Here is a 21,903-nt window from a genome sequence, read left to right as displayed (position 1 = left end):
AGTGTCGATGAATGTTTTTTCGATCGGAACCGGCGGCTGTCAGCCGCGTTCGCCCGCAAGCCATTGCAACTGGACTTCATGCTGGCCACGGTCGTCGGTGACGAACACCGTTCCTTCACTGATCATCACATCCCACTTGATGACCCGCGGCATATCCTTGGCCAGCACTTCCAGCACGTCCTGCGGGACGGCGGCAATATTGACGTTTTTCAGGTTCTTGATCGCCGGGATGACCTTGCCTTCCCAAACGCGCAAGCTGCCGTAGGCAAGCAGGCTGGTGCGTTCGGTGCGACGCGAGCACCAGGTCAGGCGGTCGGCATCCGGCTGTCCGACTTCAATCCAGTGCAGAACCCGATCATCCAGGCTTTTTTCCCACAGTGCGGGTTCGTCCACATCAGACAGGCCGCGACCGAACGACAATTGTTCGTTGTACCAGAAGGCATAGGCCAGCAGGCGCACGGTCATGCGTTCTTCAGTTTCCGAAGGATGGCGGGCAATGGTCTGTTTGACGCTCTCATACACTCCGCGATCGAGGTCGGTGAGGTTGAGTTCGAATTTGTAGGTCGTGGACGGCTGGGCCATGAACGGGCTTCTAGAGTCTGGAGGTAAGACGGCAAGTCTAACCGATGCCGGGCCTGTGAACGAACTTGCTCGCGCAGGGGATGCAATTGCTCCTGCTTGCGGGCTATACAAAAATCGATAGTCTGAAACAAAATTCTGATACAGATTGGCTTTATAGACGATCTGCTCCGAGTACCTGGATCCCGGCAAGGGACTGCCGAAGCACCTGAATGTGACGCCACAGGCGCAGCGCCACTCAAAGAGCTGCCACTCTACTCCAGTTTGCTGAATCTTTTTCGAGGATGAAACCAGCGAATGTCCCTTCCTGCCTCGTACTGCACAACGGCTCGATTGATGCTCGCCCTGTCGCTGGCTGCCCTGTCATGCGCCAGCCAGGCAAGGGAGACATTGACCTGGTTGATGCGCGACATACCACCTTCGACGATTTTTTCCGGGGTCATGCGCGGGCAAGGTGCCATTGATCAGCTCATGCCTTTGTTAACTGCGCGAATGCCCGAATATGATCACGTGCTGATGCGCGTCAATCGTGCCAGGGGCTTGCAGATGCTTAACGACGCCACGTCTCTGAGTTGTGATCCCACCATGCTGTGGACTGAGGAGCGAGCCAGAACCCTGCTCTTCTCCATACCGATCGGCGCCATATTCAGCAGCGGCCTGATTGTACGCAAGGAAGACATGTCGACGTTCGAGCCGTATGTCGAGGGCGGAAAAATCGACTTCGCGGCGCTCATGGCCAGCCGGGCGATCGAATTGGGCATAGTCGCCGAACGCAGCTATGGCGAACTGATCGACCATACGCTGCAAGGTGTCGACGAAGATGCGCTGGTGCTCCATTACGGTAACGATGCCACCGGCAGCCTTCTGCAAATGGAACGCCTGGGGCGCCTGCAAGCCTTTATCAGTTTCTGGCCGGAAGCACGCTATCAGGCCATGCAACAAGGTATCAGGCCGGATGAACTGGCCTTCTTGCCGATCAGGGGCAACCCCGCCTACCAATTCGTCTATATCAGTTGCAGCAATTCACCTGAAGGCAAAAAAGCCCTCGCACAGATCAACCGCGAGATGCGTACGTTGCGCGAAAGCAGCCTGATGGGCTTTTACGCGCAGTGGCTGGACCCCGAGCAACGGGCAAGCTACCTGGAAGACGTCAAAGCGCTGTTCGAGAAGAACTGACCACCTAAAAGAAACCCCGGGCAGAGGGGGACCTGCCCGGGGTAAACATGACCATGATGGTCAGTACGCCAACCTTCGATCACCGGAGCACAATGATCAAACCTGACGTAATGGATAGGAGTGCAACGAGCGCGTCAGGTTCCGACCTTGTTGACGCAAGCCAGACGACTGTTTAGCAACTGTTAAGCAAAAGACGGAGTGCCGATAAACGTTCGGCTGATTGCAGCATTACGCATCGCGGCAATGACGCAGGGTTCGATTCGACCTTCGGCGACCATCAAATCCCGGCGCAGGCCGTCTACCACATCGGTGAGCTGACGCTTGTCGCTCAGTTGATCAGCGCCGAATGTACGCTCGATCACACAGACGCCCGCTTTATCCTTAAGAGTCACCAGACGTTCGCCCCGAGTACCCGCCGGGCCAATAGTGGCCTGATAAGGAGCCAGTGCTTCGCTTAGCAGTAAGCTGATATTTTCCATCCGGATCACCACTCAACAGTTTGAATGCAAAGGTGCTAACCAATGACCGTCGGCGACAGCAGAAAGTTCTTTCTATCGCCTGATCACAGCACCGGTCTGTCATTTCGAGCATGCCTGTTGAATGTGACAAGGAAAAAACCGGAGGCCAATGGCGACAGGAAGTGGGCTTGTAGGAAAACTCAACATGAGACTGTCAGAAATTTTGTGTTCGGGCATAACATGTAGCTAGAGGTGCATGTATGCCGACCAAAAAGAAGTCCGCCAATGCAACAGCGAGGGAGTTGCCCTCGATTCCCCAAGAGCTGATCGAGCAGTTTGTTAAAGGCCCGATGAGCGCCGAAGCCATTCAAGACGCGTCCATGGCGTTCAAGAAGGCTCTGATCGAGCGTGCGCTAGGCGCCGAGCTGGGTCACCACCTTGGTTACCCTCAGGGCGCGGAGCGCCCTGAGGGGGCGACCAATCAGCGCAATGGCAAAAGCAGCAAGACGGTTCTGACCGACGACGGGCCGCTTCGCCTGGATATCCCCAGAGACCGCGATGGTAGCTTCGCCCCGATCCTGATTCCCAAGCACGAACGACGTTTTACAGGCTTCGACGACAAGATAATTGCCATGTACGCCCGGGGCATGACGGTGCGTGAGATCCGCGCTTTTCTATCTGAGCAGTATGGAACTGACGTGTCCCATGACTTCATCAGCTCAGTCACCGATGCGGTCATGGAAGAGGTGGGCGCTTGGCAGCAACGACCCTTGGAACCGATGTATCCGGTGATCTTCTTCGATGCGTTACGGGTCAAAATCCGGGACGAGGGGTTAGTGTGCAACAAGGCTATTTATCTGGCGCTGGGGGTATTACCTGATGGCACGCGCGACATTCTGGGTATATGGATCGAGAGCACCGAGGGTGCCAAGTTTTGGATGAAGGTGTTCAACGACCTCAAGACTCGTGGCGTTGAAGATGTTCTGATCGCCGTCACGGATGGCCTCAAAGGAATACCGGAGGCGTTGGGGGCGGTTTTTCCTGCCACGACGCTGCAAACCTGCATCGTGCATCTGATCCGCAACAGCTTGGACTATGCCGCTTGGGATAAACGTCGGGCACTGGCCAAAGCACTCAAGCCGATCTACCAGGCGATCAATGCCGATGTGGCTGAGCAAGAGCTTAACGCCTTTGAAGCGGGCCCCTGGGGCAAGCAGTATCCGACTGTAGTTGCTGCATGGCGTCGCGCCTGGGATCGGGTTATACCGTTTTTTGTTTTTCCGGCGGGCATTCGCAAAGTGGTTTACACGACCAATGCCATCGAGAGCATCAATGCCCAGTTACGCAAGATCATCAAGACTCGAGGGCACTTCCCGACCGATGAGGCTGCGACGAAACTGATATGGCTTGGGTTGCGCAACATCACCGCCAACTGGGGTCATGCGGCACACGACTGGAAAGTGGCAATGAATCAATTTGCGATCCTGTACGGAGACCGATTTACCAGACCGAGCTGGTAAAACAAGGGCCTGCCTGACGGCAGGCCCTAACCAGCCCGAACACAAAAAAACTGATACTCCCCTCAACATAATTACGCTACGCCTCCTACAAGGTGCCTATGCTATTGATCACTGCGTTAAACAACCCTGTCGTCTGTAATACCAGTCAGCCTTTTTGATGGAGCCACACCTTGAGCGATTCCACTGATCGCCCGTTGCGCGTCATCGTGGCTGATGACCATCCTATTTTTCTCATCGGCCTGCGTGTCGTACTGGAACAGGACAATCTGGCTACCGTTGTCGCCGAAGCCTGTAATCCGGATGAACTGCTACAGGTACTCGCGCGCCATCCCTGCGATGTGCTGGTGACTGACTTCATGATGCCGGTCGAACTGCAGAACGATGGCTTGCGTCTTTTGCAGCGCATACACCGGGATTTTCCGGCATTGCCGGTGATCGTTGTAACAACACTGAGCAATGCCGGACTTTTTCAGTCCATGCTGGACCTTAACGTGCGGGGCCTGTTGAGCAAGGCCAGTCTTGCCGGAGAACTGCCAGTTGCCATCAGGGGCGTGCAGCGCGGTGAGTTTTTTGTCGCCGATTCCGTGCGCAGGGTGCTGAGGGAAGCCCGTCAGTACGGCCCTGACGCGCTGTTGCCAGCAGAAAAGCTGTCGCCAAGAGAGCTGGAGGTGCTACGCCTGCTCTCGGCGGGTCATACCGTCGGCCAGATCGCTGCGCAGCTCAATCGCAGCAAACAGACTGTCAGCGCACAGAAAGTCGCAGCCATGCGCAAGCTCGGTCTGGCCAACGACGCCGCGCTGTTCATTTATTTGCAGGAAAGCGGCATGTCCTGAAGCCGGCCGTCTGTCAGCATGGCCTGCAGATGAGACTCGCGCTCGGCGGCCCAGCGCACCAACTCTGATGAAGGCATCGGACGCGCAATGAAATAACCCTGAATGGCCGGGTTACCCAATGCCAGCAGGCTGTGAAAGTCGTCAATCGTTTCGACCCCCTCCACCACTACCGACATGGACAGCCGCTGTGCCATGAGCATGGCTCCAGCCACCACTGCAGACTTGCGCGCATCGTCGGCCATGCCACGTACAAACTCGGTCGGTATCTTCAACTCGCTGAAGGGCAACTGCAGGAGCCTGTCGATGTTCGAAGCGCCCATCCCAAAGTCATCGATAGACAATTTGCAGCCCTGCATGCATAACCTCAACAGGCCCTCCATCTGCCAGGTTTCCGGGCGGGCGGCATCCTGTTCGAGAATCTCCAGGGTCAGCGCAGTTGCCGGCACGCTGTGACGGGTGAGCGCCTGCATGATCTGCCCGGCGAAATCCGCCTGTTGCAGCACTTGCGGGTCGATATTGACCGCAACCGAGAGTACTTCGCCCTGCTCGCGCATGAACTGTGCAGAGAACTGCAGGGCCTGATCCAGCATACGCCAGGTCAACGCAACGGTCAGTTCCTCAGCTTCGATGGCGTCCATGAATCGTCCGGGAGCCAGCAAGCCATGTGTGGGGTGCTGCCAGCGGACCAGCGCCTCGACACCCAGCAACTTGCCCTGCAGATTCACCTTGGGTTGAAAATAGGCAATCCACTGTTCGGCAACAGACGCAACGTCTATGGGCATATTGTCTTTCGGATCAAACAACTCCACGGCAGACAGTGCCCCGAACGCACGCTTTACCGGTGACTGTGGTGCACTCCCGGCACGGCCTGGCCCGTACGCCTCAAGCAGGTCATGGAGTACAGCGGCCGAAGCAGGTTTTTGCACATACCCCAACACTTCCAAGCCTTGGCTGAGCGCCAGCTGCGCAACACCTTCCAGCACGCAGGCAGCTGAACTGCTGACAATGATCAGAGCCCTCGCCAACCCGTTTTCGGCCATAAAGCGGATCAGCTCAAGGCCGTCGGGGCCGTCCATCTGCAAGTCACAGATAGCAATGTCGACAGGACCACGGCTTTGCAGGGAAAGCCTGGCAACCTCAACGCTCTCGGCAGCCAGCACATCGAAGACCTGATTGGCGTTGAGCATCTGGTGCAGAGCCATCAGCTGGAACGGATGGTCTTCGAGAATCAGAACCTTGAGTGAGTGCACGGTCACGCCTACGGGAGTCAGAGCCAGCGGCTCAGGGGAACACTTACTGTAGCTCCTCCCGCACGCATGCCCCATAGGACATGTCCTAAACCCGGTAGCGATTAACGTTTTTTTTCAGCAAGCATCAATCGCAAGCCGGTGCAATGTCGGGCACTGCCACCAATTGCAACTCGATATCAGCGCGCAGGCCGGTCATCGCAGCCTCCAGCGCCAGCCAGCGCTCAGGCGCACTGGCCACACACTCAAGCCGCACACTTTCATCGAGCGCCGCGCACGCCTTGGCCAACGGTACTGCGTCAACCAGACTCGCCGCGCCCTTGAGCCGATGCAGGCAAGCGCTCAAGGCGTTCCAGTCATTTGCCAGCACCGCAGGCTCCAGCAAGGCGTGTTCATGCCTGAGATTCTTCCACAACTCGCCCAACAACCGTTGCATCTGTTCCGGGTTGGCCCGGGTCATGTTTTGCAGCGTGCTGATGTCGAACGTCGGCTCACGTACCCGATCCGCCAGCTCCTGGGCCAGACGCGCCAGGGAAAGCGGTTTGATCAGCAGACCGTCCATCCCCGCCTGCTCACACCGTGCAGCCTCGTCGCTCATTGCGTTAGCGGTACAGCCAATGACCGGGCAGCGCCGGCGCTGCTCTTTCTCTTCGATCTGTCGAATGGTTTCGGTCAATGCATAACCGCTGATACCCGGCATGTTGCAGTCGGTGATGACCGCATCGAACGGCTCTTCGCACCACCTCGACAGCGCAGCCTTGCCATCTTCGACAGCCACCACCTGATGACCAAGAAACTCCAGCTGGCGGGTCAACACCAGCCGATTGGCCGACATGTCATCGACCACCAGCAAGCGAAGGCTGCGCGTATCCACAGGTACATCCGGGACATCGCTGGAGGGCGAAACCGGCTCGCTCACCCTGACCAGCGGCAAATCGATGTTGACCAGCGTACCCTCGCCCGGCGAGCTGTGCAGGCTGATATCGCCCTTCATCAACTGCACCAGTTGCCAGGTGATACTCAGTCCCAGCCCACTCCCGCCGTAATGGGCGGCAGTGTCATCGCTGGCCTGAGTGAAGGGCTGAAATATCTGCTGTTGACGCTCTGGCTCGATACCTTCGCCACTGTCCTGGATAGCGATGCGTACGCGAGATGAGTCATCCAGCGCCGCCACCCTCAAGACGACCGACCCTTGCCGGGTGAATTTCAGGGCGTTGCCCAGGACGTTGTGCAGCACCTGACGCAGCCTAAGCGGGTCAAGCCAGTAATCGCCCTGAGCCTGTTCGGAGAATTCCAGCCGCAGTTCCAGGTCCTTTTCCCGGGCCTGCGCTGAAAAAAGCTCGATTACGCCCTCGAAAAGAGCCTGCAAGGATGTGACTGTCAATGACAACTGCATGCCGCCCGCTTCGATTCTGGCCAGATCAAGACTTTCGCCAATCAGTGCCACCAGCTCCGTAGCCGAGCGATGGGCGACCTGCAAGCCTTGCGACGGTGTATGCCCCTTGCGTAAAGCGCGTGCGCACTCCAGCTCCAGCTCCAGCTCCAGCTCCAGCTCCAGCAAACCGATGATTGCACCCATTGGGGTACGAATTTCATGACTCATGCTGGCCAGAAAGACACTCTTCGCCTCGTTGGCCTGAGCGGCCAGACGCATTGCTTTCTGGAGCTGCTGCTCAAGCTGCTTGCGCTCGGTGATATCGACCCAGCCGCCCAGCAGCCCCTGCAGCTGTCCGTCGGCAGCGAAGAAAGGGACCGTCCATTGCCAGACGTCCATGCGTTTTCCGGACAGTTCGATGGTGCGGTCGGAAAAGACTGGCTGGTGATTTTCCAGCAAGTTGAGGTAGTCGGTATGCATCTGCTCAGCCAATGCACGCGGTATCAGATTGACATCCGTAAGGCGTCGACCATTCATCTGCTCGAAACTGATGCCAAGGCTCTGCTCGTAGCTACGGTTGCAGGAAATCAGTCGTCCCTTGAGATCGCGAACATAAATCGGATTGGGGATACCATCGAACAAGGCGTGTTTGAAGGCCAGTTGGTCATTGAGCTGCCTTTCAGCCTTGAGGCGTTGGCGAATCTGTACCTTGAGGCGACTGCTCCAGACCAGTGACACCAGCCCGGTCAGTAAGGCCAGGGCCAGTACCCAGAATACCCACTGCGGTATCCGCCCCCAGAGCGAAGGCTGAGGCAGTGCCGAGCCCAGCCACTTCAAGCGGATCGAGCGCAACTCGGCCACCGGGAATTCCTCCAGCGCCTTATTCAGAATGCCCAGCAGTTCGGGCTGGGTCTTGATCACCGAAAACCTGTCGGGTGACCATTGGCCATCGACACTGCGGGCGACCTTCAGTTGCCCGGCCGGGAACAGGTAGGCACCTACTTCATTCTGAATGGTCGCGTCGGCAACACCGCTTTCCACCAGAGCGCGGGCCTGGTCGTAGGTATCCACCAGACGCAGCTGGATCAAGGGGTGCTCGCGCCTGATCAGGTCCTCGAGCGCATGCCGGGCAGGCAGTGCCAGCACTTTACCGGCCAGACTGTCGAGCGATACTCGGGATGAGCGCTCGGAGCGGACCACGAACATCCAGCTGTTGCCTCCGAACGAATAGGTAAAGTCCAGAAACCGCCGACGCTCGGCATTTTCTGCAAGCGAGGTGTTCATCTCGGCAAGACCGGCACGCAGCATTTCAATGCTCTGCTGCGTGGAAGGCACTTCCTGATGGACAAACTGCAACCCGGTCATGCGTGAGATACGGGACAGCACATCTGCGTTCAGCCCCACCCATTGGCCATTCTTGTCTTTGTAGATGTACGGCGGATGCTGTGTGGTGGCGATGGTCACGCTCGGGTGCTTGAGCAGCCAGCGCCGCTCGGCAGAATGCGTTGCCCCTCCACGTCAGCACCCAGCCCCATGGTCCAGCGGCCGAGCACTTCACGATCGATCGACGGTTCAATACTGTCCAGCGCGCGATTGATGAAGGTCAGCAAGCGCTGCTCATCGTCACGCACTGCAAAAGAAAACCCTACCGGGGGCAATCGGCTTTCGAACTTGATCTGCAATCCGAGATAAGGACGCAGGGCGGTGTAGGCCCGGACAATGACTTCGTTGCCGATAAAAGCGTCGACCTCGCCTTGGCTCAGGGCCTCCAGAGCACTGTAGAGGTTAGGCGCGATAATCAGCTCGCTGTCAGGATAAACGCGGTGAGCGACGTCCGAGTCGGCATAGCCATCAAGCAGCACAACCTTATTGCCGGCCAGGCTTGGCGGCGGGCTCAGATCGTTGCCATGACCGACGACAACAGATCGGTCAGGCATGTATTCGGTTGAGAACGACAGCCCTTTCACGCCCCGCTCAAAGCCATTGGCGCTGGTCAGCAGGTCTATCTTGCCGTCGTGCAATGCCTCGATGGCCTCGTCACGCCTGGCAAACCCGGTCACCTGCACCGGAATGTTCAACTGGTCGCTGACCAACCCCAGATAGTCGGCACTGATGCCCTGATAACGGTTGCGGTCACTGGTGATATCAATCGGCTCGTAGTCGGCAATCGCAATGCCGACCCGAAGTACCTTGCGCTGATCTAGCCATGCACGATCCTGATCTGTGAGGGCCAGATCCGCTGAAGCCACGAAAGGGGCTGTCAGGGTAAACGGCAAGCTTTGCGCCGCATCGGCTGGCCCGACAAAAACCAGCGCCAACAACATGCATGCCATGCGCCATGCGCGGCCTCTCAATGTGCTGTCTGCCTCCCTGACTACGCTTTGCATGCTTGCCTGCTTCACTACAAATGACCCAACTCTATGGTTCGAAAACCAGCGAAGTTTGGCACGTAGAAACAGAAAGGCCCGCCAAGTGGCGGGCCTAAAGTTGTTACACGACGCTTCTGTTAGAGTGGTTTGCCGCGATTGCCATGCTGGCTGACAAATGCCTGTATGGCTTTCAGGTCATTTGGCAGCACAGTGCAGCGCTCGTCACGCTCGAACAAATCAGACAAATGTGCAGGTAGCTCAAGCGCTTTTCCTACACCGGCCTTCTCCACTGCCTCCGGAAACTTGACCGGATGCGCCGTACCCAGAATCACCATCGGCGTGTCCAGGCTGCGACGGCATTCGCGAGCAGCCTTCACCCCGATAGCGGTATGCGGATCAAGCAGTTCGCCGGTGCTGGCAAACACTTCAGCAATGGTCGTACAGGTGTCCTCGTCGCTGACTGCCAGCGAATCGAACAGTTTGCGGGTTTCGGTCCAGCGCTCTTCTTCGACACTGAAACCGCCGCCCTGCCTGAACGTGCTCATCAACTCGGCAATGGCAGAACCGTTGCGACCGTGCATATCGAACAACAGGCGTTCGAAGTTCGACGACACCATGATGTCCATGGAAGGCGACAACGTAGCGTGCAGGGTTTCCTTGACGTACTGATTGCCGCTCATGAAACGGTGCAGAATGTCGTTGCGGTTGGTGGCGACGATCAGTTGATTGACCGGCAGCCCCATGTTGCGTGCCAGGTAACCGGCAAAGATATCGCCGAAGTTACCGGTCGGAACCGAGAACGATACCGAGCGCGCGGGACCGCCCAACTGCAGCGATGCATGGAAGTAGTAGACGATCTGGGCCATGATTCGCGCCCAGTTGATCGAGTTGACGGCGACCAGACGCGTGCCCTTGAGGAAGCCCTGATCGGCGAAGCTGGCCTTGACCATTTCCTGGCAGTCGTCGAAGTTGCCTTCTACTGCAATGTTGTGGATGTTGTCGCCAAAGATGGTGGTCATCTGCCGGCGCTGGACATCCGATACCCGATTGTTCGGGTGCAGAATGAAGATGTCGACGTTGTCACAGCGACGGCAGCCTTCGATGGCTGCAGAGCCGGTGTCACCCGAGGTAGCGCCGATGATCACCACACGCTCGCCACGCTTGGCCAGCACGTAGTCCAGCAGGCGGCCGAGCAATTGCAGCGCAAAGTCCTTGAACGCCAGGGTAGGACCGTGGAACAGCTCAAGTACCCACTCGTTGCCATTCAACTGACGCAACGGTGCCACTGCACTGTGGGCGAAGACACCGTAGGTCTCTTCAAGAATTTTTTTGAAATCGGCATCCGGGATGCTGCCAGCCACAAAGGGGCGCATCACCCGAAAGGCCAGTTCGTGATACGGCAGACCGGCCCAGGAGGCGATCTCTTCCTGAGTGAAGCGTGGCAGGTTTTCCGGCACATACAGACCGCCGTCGCTGGCCAGACCAGTCAACAGCACGTCTTCGAAGTTCAGGGCCGGCGCCTGGCCGCGAGTACTGATATAGCGCATGGGATCAAACCTTTGGTTTGAGCTGAAAGCCTTAAGCTTCAAGCCTCAAGCTCAAAACGACTGGCGTCTGACTTGTAGCTTGAAGCTTGCAACTGACGGCTCGCAGCTGATGTTAATTAAGATGTTCTACGCGAATACGAACCACCGGGCCAACCACGTCCTGAAGAGCTTCCAGGGCCTGAATGGCGTCATTGATGCGCTGCTCCACAACACGGTGCGTCAACAGGATCATCGGCACCAGACCATCGTGCTCCTCGACTTCCTTTTGCATGATCGACTCTATATTGATGCCGCGCTCGGACAGGATGCTCGCCACCTGGGCCAGCACGCCCGGGTGATCCTTGGCCTGGATGCGCAGGTAGTAGGCACTTTCACAGGCTTCGATCGGCAGAATCGGGTGCGCGGACAGCGAATCGGGCTGGAAGGCCAGATGCGGCACACGGTTTTCCGGATCGGAGGTCATCGCCCGCACCACGTCCACCAGATCGGCCACCACGGAGGAAGCCGTAGGCTCCATACCGGCACCGGCACCGTAGAACAGCGTCGAGCCGGACGCATCGCCATTGACCATCACCGCGTTCATCACGCCATTGACGTTGGCAATCAGGCGATCGGCCGGGATCAGCGTCGGGTGTACGCGCAGTTCGATGCCTTGGGCCGTGCTGCGTGCAACGCCCAGGTGCTTGATGCGATAGCCCAGCGCCTCGGCGTAATTCACGTCGGCGGTGGTCAGTTTGGTGATGCCTTCGGTGTAGGCCTTGTCGAACTGCAACGGGATGCCGAAGGCAATGGAGGCCAGAATGGTCAGCTTGTGCGCTGCATCGATACCCTCAACGTCGAAGGTCGGATCAGCCTCTGCATACCCCAGCGCCTGGGCTTCGGCCAGAACATCCGGGAAGGTACGGCCCTTCTCGCGCATTTCGGTGAGGATGAAGTTGCCAGTGCCGTTGATAATGCCTGCAACCCAATTGATACGGTTTGCCGACAGCCCCTCACGGATGGCCTTGATCACTGGGATGCCACCAGCGACAGCCGCCTCAAAGGCTACGATTACGCCCTTTTCACGTGCCTTGGCGAAAATCTCGTTGCCGTGAACTGCGATCAGCGCCTTGTTGGCGGTCACTACGTGCTTGCCATGCTCGATGGCCTTGAGCACCAGATCACGGGCGATGGTGTAGCCACCGATCAATTCAACGACGATGTCGATTTCAGGGTTGGTCGCAACGGCAAACACATCACTGGTAGTAGGCGTACCGGCAATCTGGCAGTTGGGGTTTGGTGTACGAACCGCAATTTGCGCAACTTCGATTCCTCGCCCGGCACGGCGGGCGATCTCCTCGGCGTTACGCTGAAGTACGTTGAAAGTACCGCCACCGACAGTACCCAGCCCACATATGCCTACTTTGACCGGTTTCACTGATGAACTCCCCGAAAAACAGCTGATGCTTGATCAGCCGTGAAATCCGCCGCACGTTGCCATACGGCTACAAATGTGAAGAGGCGCCAAAAACACGGCCTCGTGTAGCGCATGCTCATATGAAGCATGCTGATGTGACAAAGCGTTATTTGGCGCCCATTGCCAGTTTGGCAACCTGAGCAGCAGGCTGATAGCCCGGAATCACCTGACCGTCGGCGAGGACAATCGCAGGGGTGCCGTTGACGCCGATCGACTGGCCCAGCTCATATTGCTTGCTCACCGGATTGTCGCACTTGGCGGCCTTGATGTCCTTGCCGTCTACCATGCGGTCCATGGCGCTTTTGCGGTCCTTGGAACACCACACGGCCTGCAACTGCTCGTCACCCGGAGAACCCAGGCCTTGGCGCGGGAATGCCATGTAACGGACTTCAACGCCCATTTTGTTCAACTGCCCGACCTCTTCGTGCAGTTTGTGGCAATACGGGCAGGTAGTGTCGGTGAATACCGTGATGTGCGATTTGGTCTCGCCCACCGCCGGGTAGATCACCATTTCGGAAAGCGGAATGGCATTGATGGTCTTGGCAATGGCCAGTCGCTCGGTCTTCTCGGTCAGGTTGACCGGCTTGCCGTTCTGCACCTGAAACAGGTAGCCCTGAACCACGAACTGGCCGTCGGCGCTGGCGTAAAGCACGCGACCGCCCTTGAGCTTCACTTCATAAAGGCCATTGAGCGGGCTCGGCGAAATACTCTCGACCGGCAACTGCAATTCCAGCGAATCAAGGGTCTTGCGGATGGCCTGATCGGGGGCTGCATCAGCCAGGGCAGACATACTGAATGTGCCGGCCAGCAGTAAAGCGGCGGCAGCGAAAATCTGGGGCAAACGCATGGAAACTCCTATGACGACGGGCAGACTGGCGGCGGTCGAAAAAAGGGGCGCCAGCCTTGATATGCGAAACCGGCAAAGCCTACCACATAAGGCTCGCGGGGCCGACTCGGAGCGACGTAAGAAGCTTCGCAAAATACGTCGTGAGTCAACCGCGTGGATGATGCTTGGCATGCAATTCCTGCAACCGCGCCCGTGCCACATGGGTATAAATCTGGGTCGTCGAAAGATCGCTGTGCCCCAGCAACATCTGCACCACACGCAAGTCAGCGCCGTGATTAAGCAGATGGGTGGCGAAGGCGTGGCGCAGGGTATGCGGTGACAGGGATTTTCCGATGCCCGCAACCGTTGCCTGATGCTTTATGCGGTGCCAGAAGGTCTGCCGGGTCATCTGGTCGCCTCGGGTGCTGGGGAACAGTACGTCGCTGGGTTTCCCGCCCAGTAACTCGTCGCGGGCACCGCGCAGGTAGCGCTCGACCCAGACGATGGCCTCTTCGCCCATGGGCACCAGCCGTTCCTTGCTGCCTTTGCCCATCACCCGCAGTACGCCCTGGCGCAGGTTGACCTGTTCCAGTGTCAGGCTGATCAGTTCGGTCACGCGCAGACCGCAGGCATACAGCACTTCAAGCATGGCACGGTCACGCTCGCCGATGGGCTCACTCAGGTCGGGTGCTGCCAGCAGCGCTTCGACGTCGGCTTCGGAGAGTGACTTGGGCAATGGCTTGCCCAACTGAGGCATGTCGATCTGCAGGGTGGGATCGACGGAAATCAGCTTTTCGCGCAGCAGGTAGCGGTAGAAGCCACGTGCGCCGGACAGGAAACGCGCCGTGGAGCGCGGTTTGTAGGCATTTTCAACGCGCCACGCAAGATGATCGAGGATGACCTCGCGTCCGGCACTGGGCAGATCAGCGTTGCGCTCCTGCAGCCAGCCATTGAACAGCGCCAGATCGCTGCGGTAGGAATCGCGGGTGTTATCGGACAGCCCCTTTTCAAGCCAGAGCGCATCCAGAAACCGGTCAATCAGCGGGTGGTCGATGGCAGCCATTTCAACTCAGTATGTGTGCGTGTACGCCAAAAACGAATTTTCAAACATCAGATAGCAAAAAGGCAGCCCGAAGGCTGCCTTTTTATGCATCGAAAAACTGTATCAGGACAGTTTTTCCTTGATGCGCGCTGCTTTACCGGACAGGTCACGCAGGTAGTACAGTTTGGCCTTGCGAACGTCACCGCGACGTTTCACAGCCATGCTGTCGATTTGCGGGCTGTAAGTCTGGAAAGTACGCTCAACGCCAACACCGTTGGAGATTTTACGAACAGTGAAAGCACTGTTCACGCCACGGTTACGCTTGGCAATTACAACGCCTTCGAATGCTTGCAGACGAGCGCGGTCGCCTTCCTTCACTTTAACCTGAACGACGATGGTGTCGCCTGGTGCAAAGGTAGGGATCTCTTTGGTCATCTGCTCTGCTTCGAGGGCAAGAATGATTTTGTTAGTCATGCTGGTGCTCCTAAGGTAATCCGTATGGATCGACCATCGATACGTTAACTATCGTCCCGCTCGCGGATGTATTCCGCCAGCAGCTTCTTCTCTTCTCCAGAAAGCGAGCGGCTTTCCAGAAGATCAGCGCGTCGTTCATAGGTCCGCCCAAGGGACTGCTGTAAACGCCAACGCCGGATGTGCGCGTGATTGCCACTTAGCAACACGTCGGGAACACGCTGATCCGCATACACCTCAGGTCGGGTGTAGTGCGGGCAATCCAGCAGACCGTCCGTGAAGGAATCTTCCTCCGCGGAGTCCACATGCCCTAAAGCTCCAGGCAGCAGCCGCGTAACCGCGTCAATCAGGACCATAGCCGGCAGCTCGCCACCGGAAAGAACATAGTCACCAATCGACCACTCTTCATCGACATGAGCATCAATAAAACGCTCGTCAATGCCTTCATAACGACCGGCGATGAGGATAATCGCTTCCTCCTGCGCCAGTTCGCGTACCGCAGACTGATTCAGCTGACGGCCTTGTGGCGACAGGTAAATAACCTTCGCCGCATCCCCTGCCGCTTGCCTGGCCTGAACCAGAGCATCTTCGAGGGGCTTGATCTTCATCACCATGCCAGGACCACCGCCAAATGGGCGATCATCCACAGTGTGATGGCGATCAGTGGTGTAATCCCGCGGATTCCAACAAGTGAGCTGCAACAGCCCTTGTTTCACCGCACGGCTGGTAATGCCGTATTCGCTGATGGCGGAAAACATCTCGGGAAACAGACTGATGACTTCTATGCGCAGGCTGGCCATGGCATTCAGAAGTCCGCGTCCCAATCCACCTTCATCTCGCCAGCAGCCATATCGATTGCCAACACACATTGCTCCGTATAGGGCAACAGGCGTTCACGATCATCCAGGCTACCCGCGCAGGGCTTTACAACCATTACATCGTTCGAACCGGTTTCGAGCAGGTGATCGATTTTCCCGAGCAGTTGCCCGAGTTGGTCAATGACCTTGAGGCCTTCAAGCTGGTACCAGTAGTACTCGCCATCGTCCAGATCAGGGAACAGGTTACGCGGCACGCAGATTTCGTAACCGGAGAGAAGACGAGCTTCTTCACGATCATCGAGACCTTTGAGCTTTGCGACCAGAAACTTGCTTTGCAAGCGTCCGCTGACCAGCTCCACCTGTTTCTCAACGCTGCCTTCGCGCCGAAGCGTCCAGGTTTTGTAGTCCAACAGGTTTCCAATCGGATCAGTAAAGGAAAAGACCTTCACTTCGCCGCGAACGCCATGAACCGAGTAAATCTTGCCAATGACGATCAGATCGTCGGCAGATGCAGGCGTCGCGTTCATAAGACTCAGGCCGCGGCCTTGGTCTTGTTGTGCTCTTTGAGCAGCTGGGCAACGCGCTCGGAAGTTTGTGCACCAACGCTCAACCAGTAGTTGACGCGTTCTTCGTTAACGGACAGACGGATTTCCTGACCACGGGCAACCGGGTTGAAGAAACCAACCTGTTCCTTGTGGGAACCGTCACGAGCGTTGCGGCTGTCGGTTACGGTCAAGTGGTAAAACGGGCGCTTTTTGGAGCCGCCAAGGGCAAGACGGATGGTTAGCATTGAACATCGTTCCTGTAGTCGGTGCTGCAAATCTAAGATGCACAGCGGGCATAGGTGCCCGAAAGGCCGCATATTCTAAGGAATATCCCGACTTTTGCAAATGTCTTTTTCCGGCGCCTATCGGCATGCCTTCCAGATTTGCGAGGGAGCTGTCGGTATGACAGCAGGTAAAAGCCCGCATAACGCGGGCTGACCGGGGGTCGCCCCCCGTGTGGGACGCGTGCAAAGAAGCTTGCACGCGACGCAATTACATTTTTGGCATGCCGCCGCCGGGGAGCATTCCGCCCATGCCGCGCATCATTTTTGCCATTCCGCCCTTGGCGGAGAACTTCTTCATCATCTTCTGCATCTGTTTATGCTGCTTGATCAGACGCCCGATGTCCTGCACCTGGGTACCCGAGCCCATTGCAATACGGCGCTTGCGCGAGCCGCTGATCAGGTCCGGGTCACGGCGTTCGCCAGGCGTCATCGAGTTGATGATGGCTTCCATCTGCCTGAACTGCTTCTCGGCCGCGCCCTGGGCATTGCCCATCTGCGCAAGATTGACGCCGCCGATACTTGGCAGCTTGTCCATGAGACCGCCAAGGCCACCCATGTTTTTCATCTGTTGCAGTTGATCGCGGAAGTCTTCGAGATCGAAGCCTTTGCCTTTCTTGAGCTTTTTCGCCAGTTTGTCGGCTTTATCCTTGTCGAGAGTCTGTTCAGCCTGCTCGATAAGGCTGAGCACATCGCCCATGCCAAGGATTCGTGAAGCGATACGATCTGGGTGGAACGGCTCCAGCGCCTCGCTCTTCTCGCCCATACCGATGAACTTGATCGGCTTGCCGGTAATTGCACGCACCGACAGGGCCGCACCACCGCGAGCATCACCGTCGACCTTGGTGAGGATCACACCGGTCAGCGGCAGTGCATCGCCGAAGGCCTTGGCGGTGTTGGCAGCATCCTGACCGGTCATGGCATCGACCACGAACAGCGTTTCAGCTGGCTTGGTCGCAGCATGCAGCGCCTGAATCTCGCCCATCATCTCGACATCGACGTGCAGACGACCGGCGGTATCGACGATGACCACGTCAATGAACTTGAGCCTGGCTTCTTTAATGGCCGCCAGGGCGATGTCGACCGGCTTCTGGCTGATATCGGAGGCGAAGAACGTCACACCGATGTCGTTGGCCAGGGTTTCAAGCTGCTTGATGGCGGCAGGACGGTAGACGTCGACCGACACAACCATCACGGTCTTCTTCTTGCGCTCTTTAAGGAAGCGCGCCAGCTTGCCAGCGGTGGTGGTTTTACCCGCACCCTGCAGGCCCGCCATGAGGATGACCGCAGGCGGCGTGACATTGAGCATCAGATCTTCGTTGGCAGCGCCCATCAGGCTTTCGAGTTCGGCCTGGACGATCTTCACGAACGCCTGGCCTGGCGTCAGGCTGCGCGACACCTCGGTGCCGACGGCGCGTTCCTTGACGTTGTTGACGAAGTCTTTGACCACCGGCAAGGCGACGTCGGCTTCAAGCAACGCCATACGCACTTCGCGCAAGGTATCTTTGATGTTGTCCTCGTTCAGCTTGGCCTTGCCAGTAACATGGCGCAGCGTCTGCGAGAGGCGGTCAGTCAGGTTTTCAAACATGCGCGATCCTTTCAGGCTCTCGTCGAACCCCGGTTGATGCGGCCCGGCCCGTAATGCAGAAATGGCGCTCGGCGAGCCTGCGGCTTGAGCAGGTCGCGGATTATAGCGAAGACTCCGCCGCACGGACACCACGCAGTCTGCTTCTGTGGTCTTTCGTGATTTGCCGGTTATATGCCAAACTCAACGTCTTTTCAGGCCCGTCCATCAGGATCTATGTCCCCTTTGCCACCCAGCCTGCTTCCCAGCCTCGCCGCCGCCGTTCTGTACGCCGCTGCGACCGTCTATCAGAGCCTGCGCCTGAGCCAGGCCGTCAAGCCCGACAAGCGGCTGCTTTGCCTGCTCGGTACGCTGGCGGTGATCGCACACGCCATCGGTCTGTTTTCCCAACTGACGCATTCCGTCGGCCTGGGTCTGGACTTTTTCAACTCGGCCAGCCTGATCGCCGCGTCAGTGATCGTTGTGACTCTGATCGCCACGTCACGCATTCCGGTGGAAAACCTGCTGGTGCTGCTGTTCCCATTGGGAATGGTGACCGTGCTGCTCGCTCAGTTCGCCCCCAGCGGCACCGTACAGCCGATCATGGAAGAACCCGGCATCCTGAGCCATATCCTGCTGTCGCTGCTGGCTTACGGAATGTTCACCATTGCCGTATTCCAGGCGTTGCTGTTGCTGTTGCAGGACTACCGACTCAAGCACAAGCACCCTTCCGGACTGATCAAGAACTTCCCGCCGCTGCAAACCATGGAAAGCCTTTTGTTCGGCTTCCTCTGGGCTGGCTGGACGCTGCTTTCGCTGTCGCTGATTTCCGGCTGGCTGTTCGTTGAAAACCTGTTTGCCCAGCATCTGGTGCACAAGACCCTGCTGGCTTGCCTGGCCTGGGTCGTGTTCAGCGTACTGCTGTGGGGACGCAACCGCCTTGGATGGCGAGGTCACAAAGCCATTCGCTGGACCCTGGGTGGCTTCTGCCTGCTGATGCTCGCCTACTTCGGCAGCAAGCTGGTACGCGAATTCATCCTGCACATCTGACGGGCCCTGATCATGGATAATCTGCCCCTTGGCCCACTGCTTGGCGTCCTCGCCCTCCTTATGCTCTGGGCTGGTCTGCTGACGTCAGTCGAAGCCGCGCACCACCAACTCAAGGCAATGCGCGCCGCCAGCCGTTCGGACAAGGCCGCGCCGCTTCCCGAGCTGGCGTTCAACCTGAACAGCCTGATCCTGGGCAATACGCTGATAAGAGTGCTGATCACCGTAATCGCAACACTGATTGCTGCCAATTACTGGCTCTACAACGGCCCGACCGTGGCATGGCTGGGTACCGTTAGCGTCATGCTGGTGTTCGCCGAATACATACCGCGCCGCCTGGCGAACCGTCATCCTGTCTCGACACTGCTACTGGGCAATGGCGTACTGCGCATTCCAATGAAGATCGTCTGGCCGCTGGCCTACGTGTTCAACGTGCTCGCCAAGACGCTGCTGCGCCCGTTTTTGTCACGCCACGTGCAGCAACAGGAGCAGAACTTTGAAGACGATGTGCAGAAAACCAACCGCCACGACATTGTTCACGAGCATTATCCGCGTGCCAGTGTGCTGTCGGGCATACGGGCACTGGACAGCATAACGGTCAATGACATCCTGATACCGCGCAACGAGGTGGATGGCGTCAACCTTGATGATCCGATGGAGCTGATCATCGAGCGCCTGATCATTTCACGTCACACGCGCTTGCCGGTCTATCACAACGACATAAATCAGGTTCAAGGCGTCATCAATACACGCGACATCAGCCACCTGCTGCCCAAAGGCACACTGACCAAAGAGCAGTTGCTGGCAGTCTGCTACGAGCCTTATTTCGTTCCGGAAAGCACTCCGTTGCAGTTGCAGTTGCTGAATTTCCACAAACAGCAGCGCCGCCTCGGCGTGGTGGTTGATGAGTACGGGGAAGTGCTGGGTATCGTCACCCTTGAAGACATTCTTGAAGAAATCGTCGGCGAATTCGAAAGCGAGCAGCGGCTGGACAATCCCCACGTCAAGCAACAGGAAGACGGACGCCTTGAGGTAGAAGGTGCTGCATCCATTCGCGAACTCAATAAAAGCCTTGGCTGGCACCTGCCTTCGGATGGTCCGAAAACCGTTAACGGGTTGGTTACAGAAGCATTGGAAACCATTCCAGAGGCTCCGGTCTGCCTGAAAATAGGGCCTTACCGGCTGGAAATCCTCGAGACCGAAGACAATCGCGTCAAGCGCGTGGCCATGTGGCAGAACACCCTCGTTCGCACCTTCAAATAGATTTCTGCCTTCAAATAGATCCCGGCGACACCCTTGTCTCTCGACCCATTCGGGTTACTCTGCTCGACGCTTTACCCACAATCACAATAATGAATGCTAGCCGGAGCACGGTCCTTGCCGCCCGGCGAGTCGACAGCCAGGGAATCCGCATGACCAGCACCCCGCTCTCTCGCGAAAATAACACCGAGTCCGTAAAACCGGTGAATTCGGCAACCCGCGTCGCGACAGCCAGCTTTATCGGCACGGCTATCGAGTTCTACGACTTTTACGTTTACGCCACTGCCGCCGCGCTGGTGATAGGTCCGGTGTTTTTCCGGCAGACCTCAGGTACGGCACAGATGCTGTCGTCATTTCTGACCTTCGGTATCGCCTTTCTCGCACGCCCGCTCGGGTCGGCGCTGTTCGGTCATTTTGGCGACCGGATCGGGCGTAAATCGACCCTGGTGGCGTCGCTGCTGCTGATGGGTATCTGCACCACGCTGATCGGCGTATTGCCCGGTTACGCGACTATCGGCGCGTGGGCACCGATTCTGCTGTGTGTACTGCGCTTCGGTCAGGGGCTTGGCCTGGGTGGGGAATGGGGTGGCGCTGCGCTACTGGCGACCGAGAACGCCCCGAAAGGCAAACGAGCCTGGTTCGGCATGTTTCCACAGTTGGGACCTTCAATCGGTTTTCTGGCCGCCAATGGCCTGTTTCTGGCACTGGCCATGACCCTGAGCGACGAGCAGTTTCGCGCGTGGGGCTGGCGAATCCCGTTTCTGCTCAGCGCCGTGCTGGTCATGGTCGGGCTGTATGTGCGCCTGAAGCTGGAAGAAACTCCGGTCTTCACCAAGGCCATGGCCCGTCACCAACGCGTCAGCCTGCCGATCGTGGAAACCTTCAGCCAGCACTGGAGGCCAATGCTGCTTGGTGCAGCGTCGATGGTCGTCTGTTATGCGCTGTTTTATATCTCGACGGTGTTTTCATTGAGTTACGGCGTGGCAACGCTGGGCTATACCCGTGAAACGTTTCTGGGGCTGTTGTGCTTTGCGGTGCTGTTCATGGCGGCTGCCACGCCATTGGCTGCACTGGCAAGCGACCGCTTCGGGCGCAAGCCGGTACTGATTGTTGGCGGTGTGCTGGCGATTCTGTCAGGTTTCACCATGGAACCACTGTTAACCCACGGCAGCACTTGGGCTGTGGCGTTGTTTCTGTGCATCGAGCTGTTTCTGATGGGCATTACGTTTGCCCCAATGGGCGCGCTGCTGCCAGAGCTGTTCCCGACACAGGTTCGCTACACAGGCGCATCGGCGGCGTACAACCTGGGCGGAATCGTCGGCGCGTCGGTTGCCCCCTTCTTCGCCCAGAAACTGGTGGCGATGGGCGGCTTGAGCTGGGTGGGCGGGTATGTATCTGCAGCTGCGCTGATCAGCGTGCTGGCGGTGTTGAGCCTGAAGGAAACTTGGGATAGGGATCTATAAGCCTCAAGCTGCAAGCAAGAGCACCA

General features: G+C 57.7%; 18 protein-coding genes and 1 pseudogene. 6 read left to right on the top strand and 13 right to left on the bottom strand.

All coding sequences use genetic code 11. The features are described 5' to 3' along the window. Positions 1–39: 39 nt before the first annotated feature. Positions 40–582, bottom strand: a complete 543-nt coding sequence (locus FFH21_RS07115; RefSeq protein WP_002554774.1) for a YaeQ family protein — start codon at positions 580–582, stop codon at positions 40–42. A 333-nt stretch (positions 583–915) separates the two neighbouring features. Here FFH21_RS07115 and FFH21_RS07110 point away from each other — a divergent pair, with 333 nt between their 5' ends. Then, complete coding sequence (locus tag FFH21_RS07110) at positions 916–1,755, top strand: TIGR02285 family protein (protein WP_032704265.1); 840 nt, start codon at positions 916–918, stop codon at positions 1,753–1,755. Positions 1,756–1,937: 182 nt separating this feature from the next. Here the strand turns inward: FFH21_RS07110 and FFH21_RS07105 are convergent, their stop codons facing one another. Beyond that, positions 1,938–2,234, bottom strand: a complete 297-nt coding sequence (locus FFH21_RS07105; RefSeq protein ID WP_004656356.1) for a DUF3509 domain-containing protein — start codon at positions 2,232–2,234, stop codon at positions 1,938–1,940. A 239-nt stretch (positions 2,235–2,473) separates the two neighbouring features. Here FFH21_RS07105 and FFH21_RS07100 point away from each other — a divergent pair, with 239 nt between their 5' ends. Together FFH21_RS07100 and FFH21_RS07090 are read left to right on the top strand one after the other, a co-directional pair. Further along, complete coding sequence (locus tag FFH21_RS07100; protein ID WP_004663377.1) at positions 2,474–3,733, top strand: IS256-like element ISPsy17 family transposase; 1,260 nt, start codon at positions 2,474–2,476, stop codon at positions 3,731–3,733. Between the two features lie 170 nt (positions 3,734–3,903). Continuing rightward, positions 3,904–4,566 (top strand): response regulator transcription factor, encoded by a 663-nt coding sequence (locus FFH21_RS07090; protein WP_004656354.1) that lies wholly within the window; start codon positions 3,904–3,906, stop codon positions 4,564–4,566. Here the strand turns inward: FFH21_RS07090 and FFH21_RS07085 are convergent. The 11 genes and pseudogenes from FFH21_RS07085 to ffh form a co-directional block, all read right to left on the bottom strand. Continuing rightward, the gene (locus FFH21_RS07085) at positions 4,539–5,768 is read right to left on the bottom strand and encodes an EAL domain-containing protein (protein WP_230383590.1); all 1,230 of its coding nucleotides are present in this window, start codon (positions 5,766–5,768) and stop codon (positions 4,539–4,541) included. The two genes, FFH21_RS07090 and FFH21_RS07085, sit on opposite strands and share 28 nt — an antisense overlap. Positions 5,769–5,940: 172 nt before the next feature. After that, a pseudogene (locus FFH21_RS07080) lies at positions 5,941–9,512 on the bottom strand (transporter substrate-binding domain-containing protein). Between the two features lie 182 nt (positions 9,513–9,694). Continuing rightward, a complete protein-coding gene (gene thrC, locus FFH21_RS07075) occupies positions 9,695–11,104 on the bottom strand; it encodes a threonine synthase (RefSeq protein WP_002552528.1) in 1,410 nt (469 codons plus the stop codon). Positions 11,105–11,216: 112 nt separating this feature from the next. Further along, the gene (locus FFH21_RS07070) at positions 11,217–12,521 is read right to left on the bottom strand and encodes a homoserine dehydrogenase (protein WP_002552527.1); all 1,305 of its coding nucleotides are present in this window, start codon (positions 12,519–12,521) and stop codon (positions 11,217–11,219) included. 145 nt (positions 12,522–12,666) lie between these two features. Further along, entirely contained in the window at positions 12,667–13,407 is a 741-nt protein-coding gene (gene dsbC / locus FFH21_RS07065) for a bifunctional protein-disulfide isomerase/oxidoreductase DsbC (RefSeq protein ID WP_002552526.1), read from the bottom strand. Between the two features lie 145 nt (positions 13,408–13,552). After that, the gene (gene xerD, locus FFH21_RS07060; protein ID WP_011168014.1) at positions 13,553–14,449 is read right to left on the bottom strand and encodes a site-specific tyrosine recombinase XerD; all 897 of its coding nucleotides are present in this window, start codon (positions 14,447–14,449) and stop codon (positions 13,553–13,555) included. A 102-nt stretch (positions 14,450–14,551) separates the two neighbouring features. Next, positions 14,552–14,902, bottom strand: a complete 351-nt coding sequence (rplS, locus tag FFH21_RS07055) for a 50S ribosomal protein L19 (protein WP_002552524.1) — start codon at positions 14,900–14,902, stop codon at positions 14,552–14,554. 44 nt (positions 14,903–14,946) lie between these two features. Then, the gene (gene trmD, locus FFH21_RS07050) at positions 14,947–15,699 is read right to left on the bottom strand and encodes a tRNA (guanosine(37)-N1)-methyltransferase TrmD (protein WP_002552523.1); all 753 of its coding nucleotides are present in this window, start codon (positions 15,697–15,699) and stop codon (positions 14,947–14,949) included. 5 nt (positions 15,700–15,704) lie between these two features. Continuing rightward, positions 15,705–16,244 carry a ribosome maturation factor RimM gene (gene rimM, locus FFH21_RS07045; RefSeq protein WP_002552522.1) on the bottom strand — a complete coding sequence of 180 codons (540 nt, stop codon included), beginning with the start codon at positions 16,242–16,244 and terminating at the stop codon, positions 15,705–15,707. A 5-nt stretch (positions 16,245–16,249) separates the two neighbouring features. Further along, the gene (gene rpsP / locus FFH21_RS07040) at positions 16,250–16,507 is read right to left on the bottom strand and encodes a 30S ribosomal protein S16 (protein ID WP_002552521.1); all 258 of its coding nucleotides are present in this window, start codon (positions 16,505–16,507) and stop codon (positions 16,250–16,252) included. 247 nt (positions 16,508–16,754) lie between these two features. Beyond that, the gene (gene ffh, locus FFH21_RS07035; protein WP_041924474.1) at positions 16,755–18,131 is read right to left on the bottom strand and encodes a signal recognition particle protein; all 1,377 of its coding nucleotides are present in this window, start codon (positions 18,129–18,131) and stop codon (positions 16,755–16,757) included. A 213-nt stretch (positions 18,132–18,344) separates the two neighbouring features. Here ffh and FFH21_RS07030 point away from each other — a divergent pair, with 213 nt between their 5' ends. The 3 genes from FFH21_RS07030 to FFH21_RS07020 all read left to right on the top strand — a co-directional run bounded on the left by FFH21_RS07030 (position 18,345) and on the right by FFH21_RS07020 (position 21,877). Then, positions 18,345–19,157 (top strand): inner membrane protein YpjD, encoded by an 813-nt coding sequence (locus FFH21_RS07030; RefSeq protein WP_002552519.1) that lies wholly within the window; start codon positions 18,345–18,347, stop codon positions 19,155–19,157. Between the two features lie 12 nt (positions 19,158–19,169). Beyond that, positions 19,170–20,417: a CNNM domain-containing protein gene (locus FFH21_RS07025; RefSeq protein ID WP_005743378.1), complete on the top strand. Its 1,248-nt coding sequence runs from the start codon at positions 19,170–19,172 to the stop codon at positions 20,415–20,417. A 149-nt stretch (positions 20,418–20,566) separates the two neighbouring features. Beyond that, positions 20,567–21,877 carry an MFS transporter gene (locus FFH21_RS07020; protein WP_054073055.1) on the top strand — a complete coding sequence of 437 codons (1,311 nt, stop codon included), beginning with the start codon at positions 20,567–20,569 and terminating at the stop codon, positions 21,875–21,877. The last annotated feature ends 26 nt before the right edge of the window (positions 21,878–21,903 follow it).

Source organism: Pseudomonas sp. KBS0707, from assembly GCF_005937945.2.
Taxonomy (GTDB): Bacteria; Pseudomonadota; Gammaproteobacteria; order Pseudomonadales; family Pseudomonadaceae; genus Aquipseudomonas; species Aquipseudomonas amygdali.
The sequence above is the reverse complement of the archived record's forward strand: the minus strand, read 5'-3'. Positions and strand labels throughout refer to the sequence as shown.

Coding starts and splice junctions, on each gene's coding strand:
- FFH21_RS07115 (WP_002554774.1), bottom strand. CDS start 582: ATGGCCCAGCCGTCCACGACCTACAAATTCGAACTCAACCTCACCGAC.
- FFH21_RS07110 (WP_032704265.1), top strand. CDS start 916: ATGCTCGCCCTGTCGCTGGCTGCCCTGTCATGCGCCAGCCAGGCAAGG.
- FFH21_RS07105 (WP_004656356.1), bottom strand. CDS start 2,234: ATGGAAAATATCAGCTTACTGCTAAGCGAAGCACTGGCTCCTTATCAG.
- FFH21_RS07100 (WP_004663377.1), top strand. CDS start 2,474: ATGCCGACCAAAAAGAAGTCCGCCAATGCAACAGCGAGGGAGTTGCCC.
- FFH21_RS07085 (WP_230383590.1), bottom strand. CDS start 5,768: ATGGCTCTGCACCAGATGCTCAACGCCAATCAGGTCTTCGATGTGCTG.
- thrC (WP_002552528.1), bottom strand. CDS start 11,104: ATGCGCTATATCAGTACTCGCGGCCAGGCGCCGGCCCTGAACTTCGAA.
- dsbC (WP_002552526.1), bottom strand. CDS start 13,407: ATGCGTTTGCCCCAGATTTTCGCTGCCGCCGCTTTACTGCTGGCCGGC.
- xerD (WP_011168014.1), bottom strand. CDS start 14,449: ATGGCTGCCATCGACCACCCGCTGATTGACCGGTTTCTGGATGCGCTC.
- rplS (WP_002552524.1), bottom strand. CDS start 14,902: ATGACTAACAAAATCATTCTTGCCCTCGAAGCAGAGCAGATGACCAAA.
- trmD (WP_002552523.1), bottom strand. CDS start 15,699: ATGGCCAGCCTGCGCATAGAAGTCATCAGTCTGTTTCCCGAGATGTTT.
- rimM (WP_002552522.1), bottom strand. CDS start 16,244: ATGAACGCGACGCCTGCATCTGCCGACGATCTGATCGTCATTGGCAAG.
- rpsP (WP_002552521.1), bottom strand. CDS start 16,507: ATGCTAACCATCCGTCTTGCCCTTGGCGGCTCCAAAAAGCGCCCGTTT.
- ffh (WP_041924474.1), bottom strand. CDS start 18,131: ATGTTTGAAAACCTGACTGACCGCCTCTCGCAGACGCTGCGCCATGTT.
- FFH21_RS07030 (WP_002552519.1), top strand. CDS start 18,345: ATGTCCCCTTTGCCACCCAGCCTGCTTCCCAGCCTCGCCGCCGCCGTT.
- FFH21_RS07025 (WP_005743378.1), top strand. CDS start 19,170: ATGGATAATCTGCCCCTTGGCCCACTGCTTGGCGTCCTCGCCCTCCTT.
- FFH21_RS07020 (WP_054073055.1), top strand. CDS start 20,567: ATGACCAGCACCCCGCTCTCTCGCGAAAATAACACCGAGTCCGTAAAA.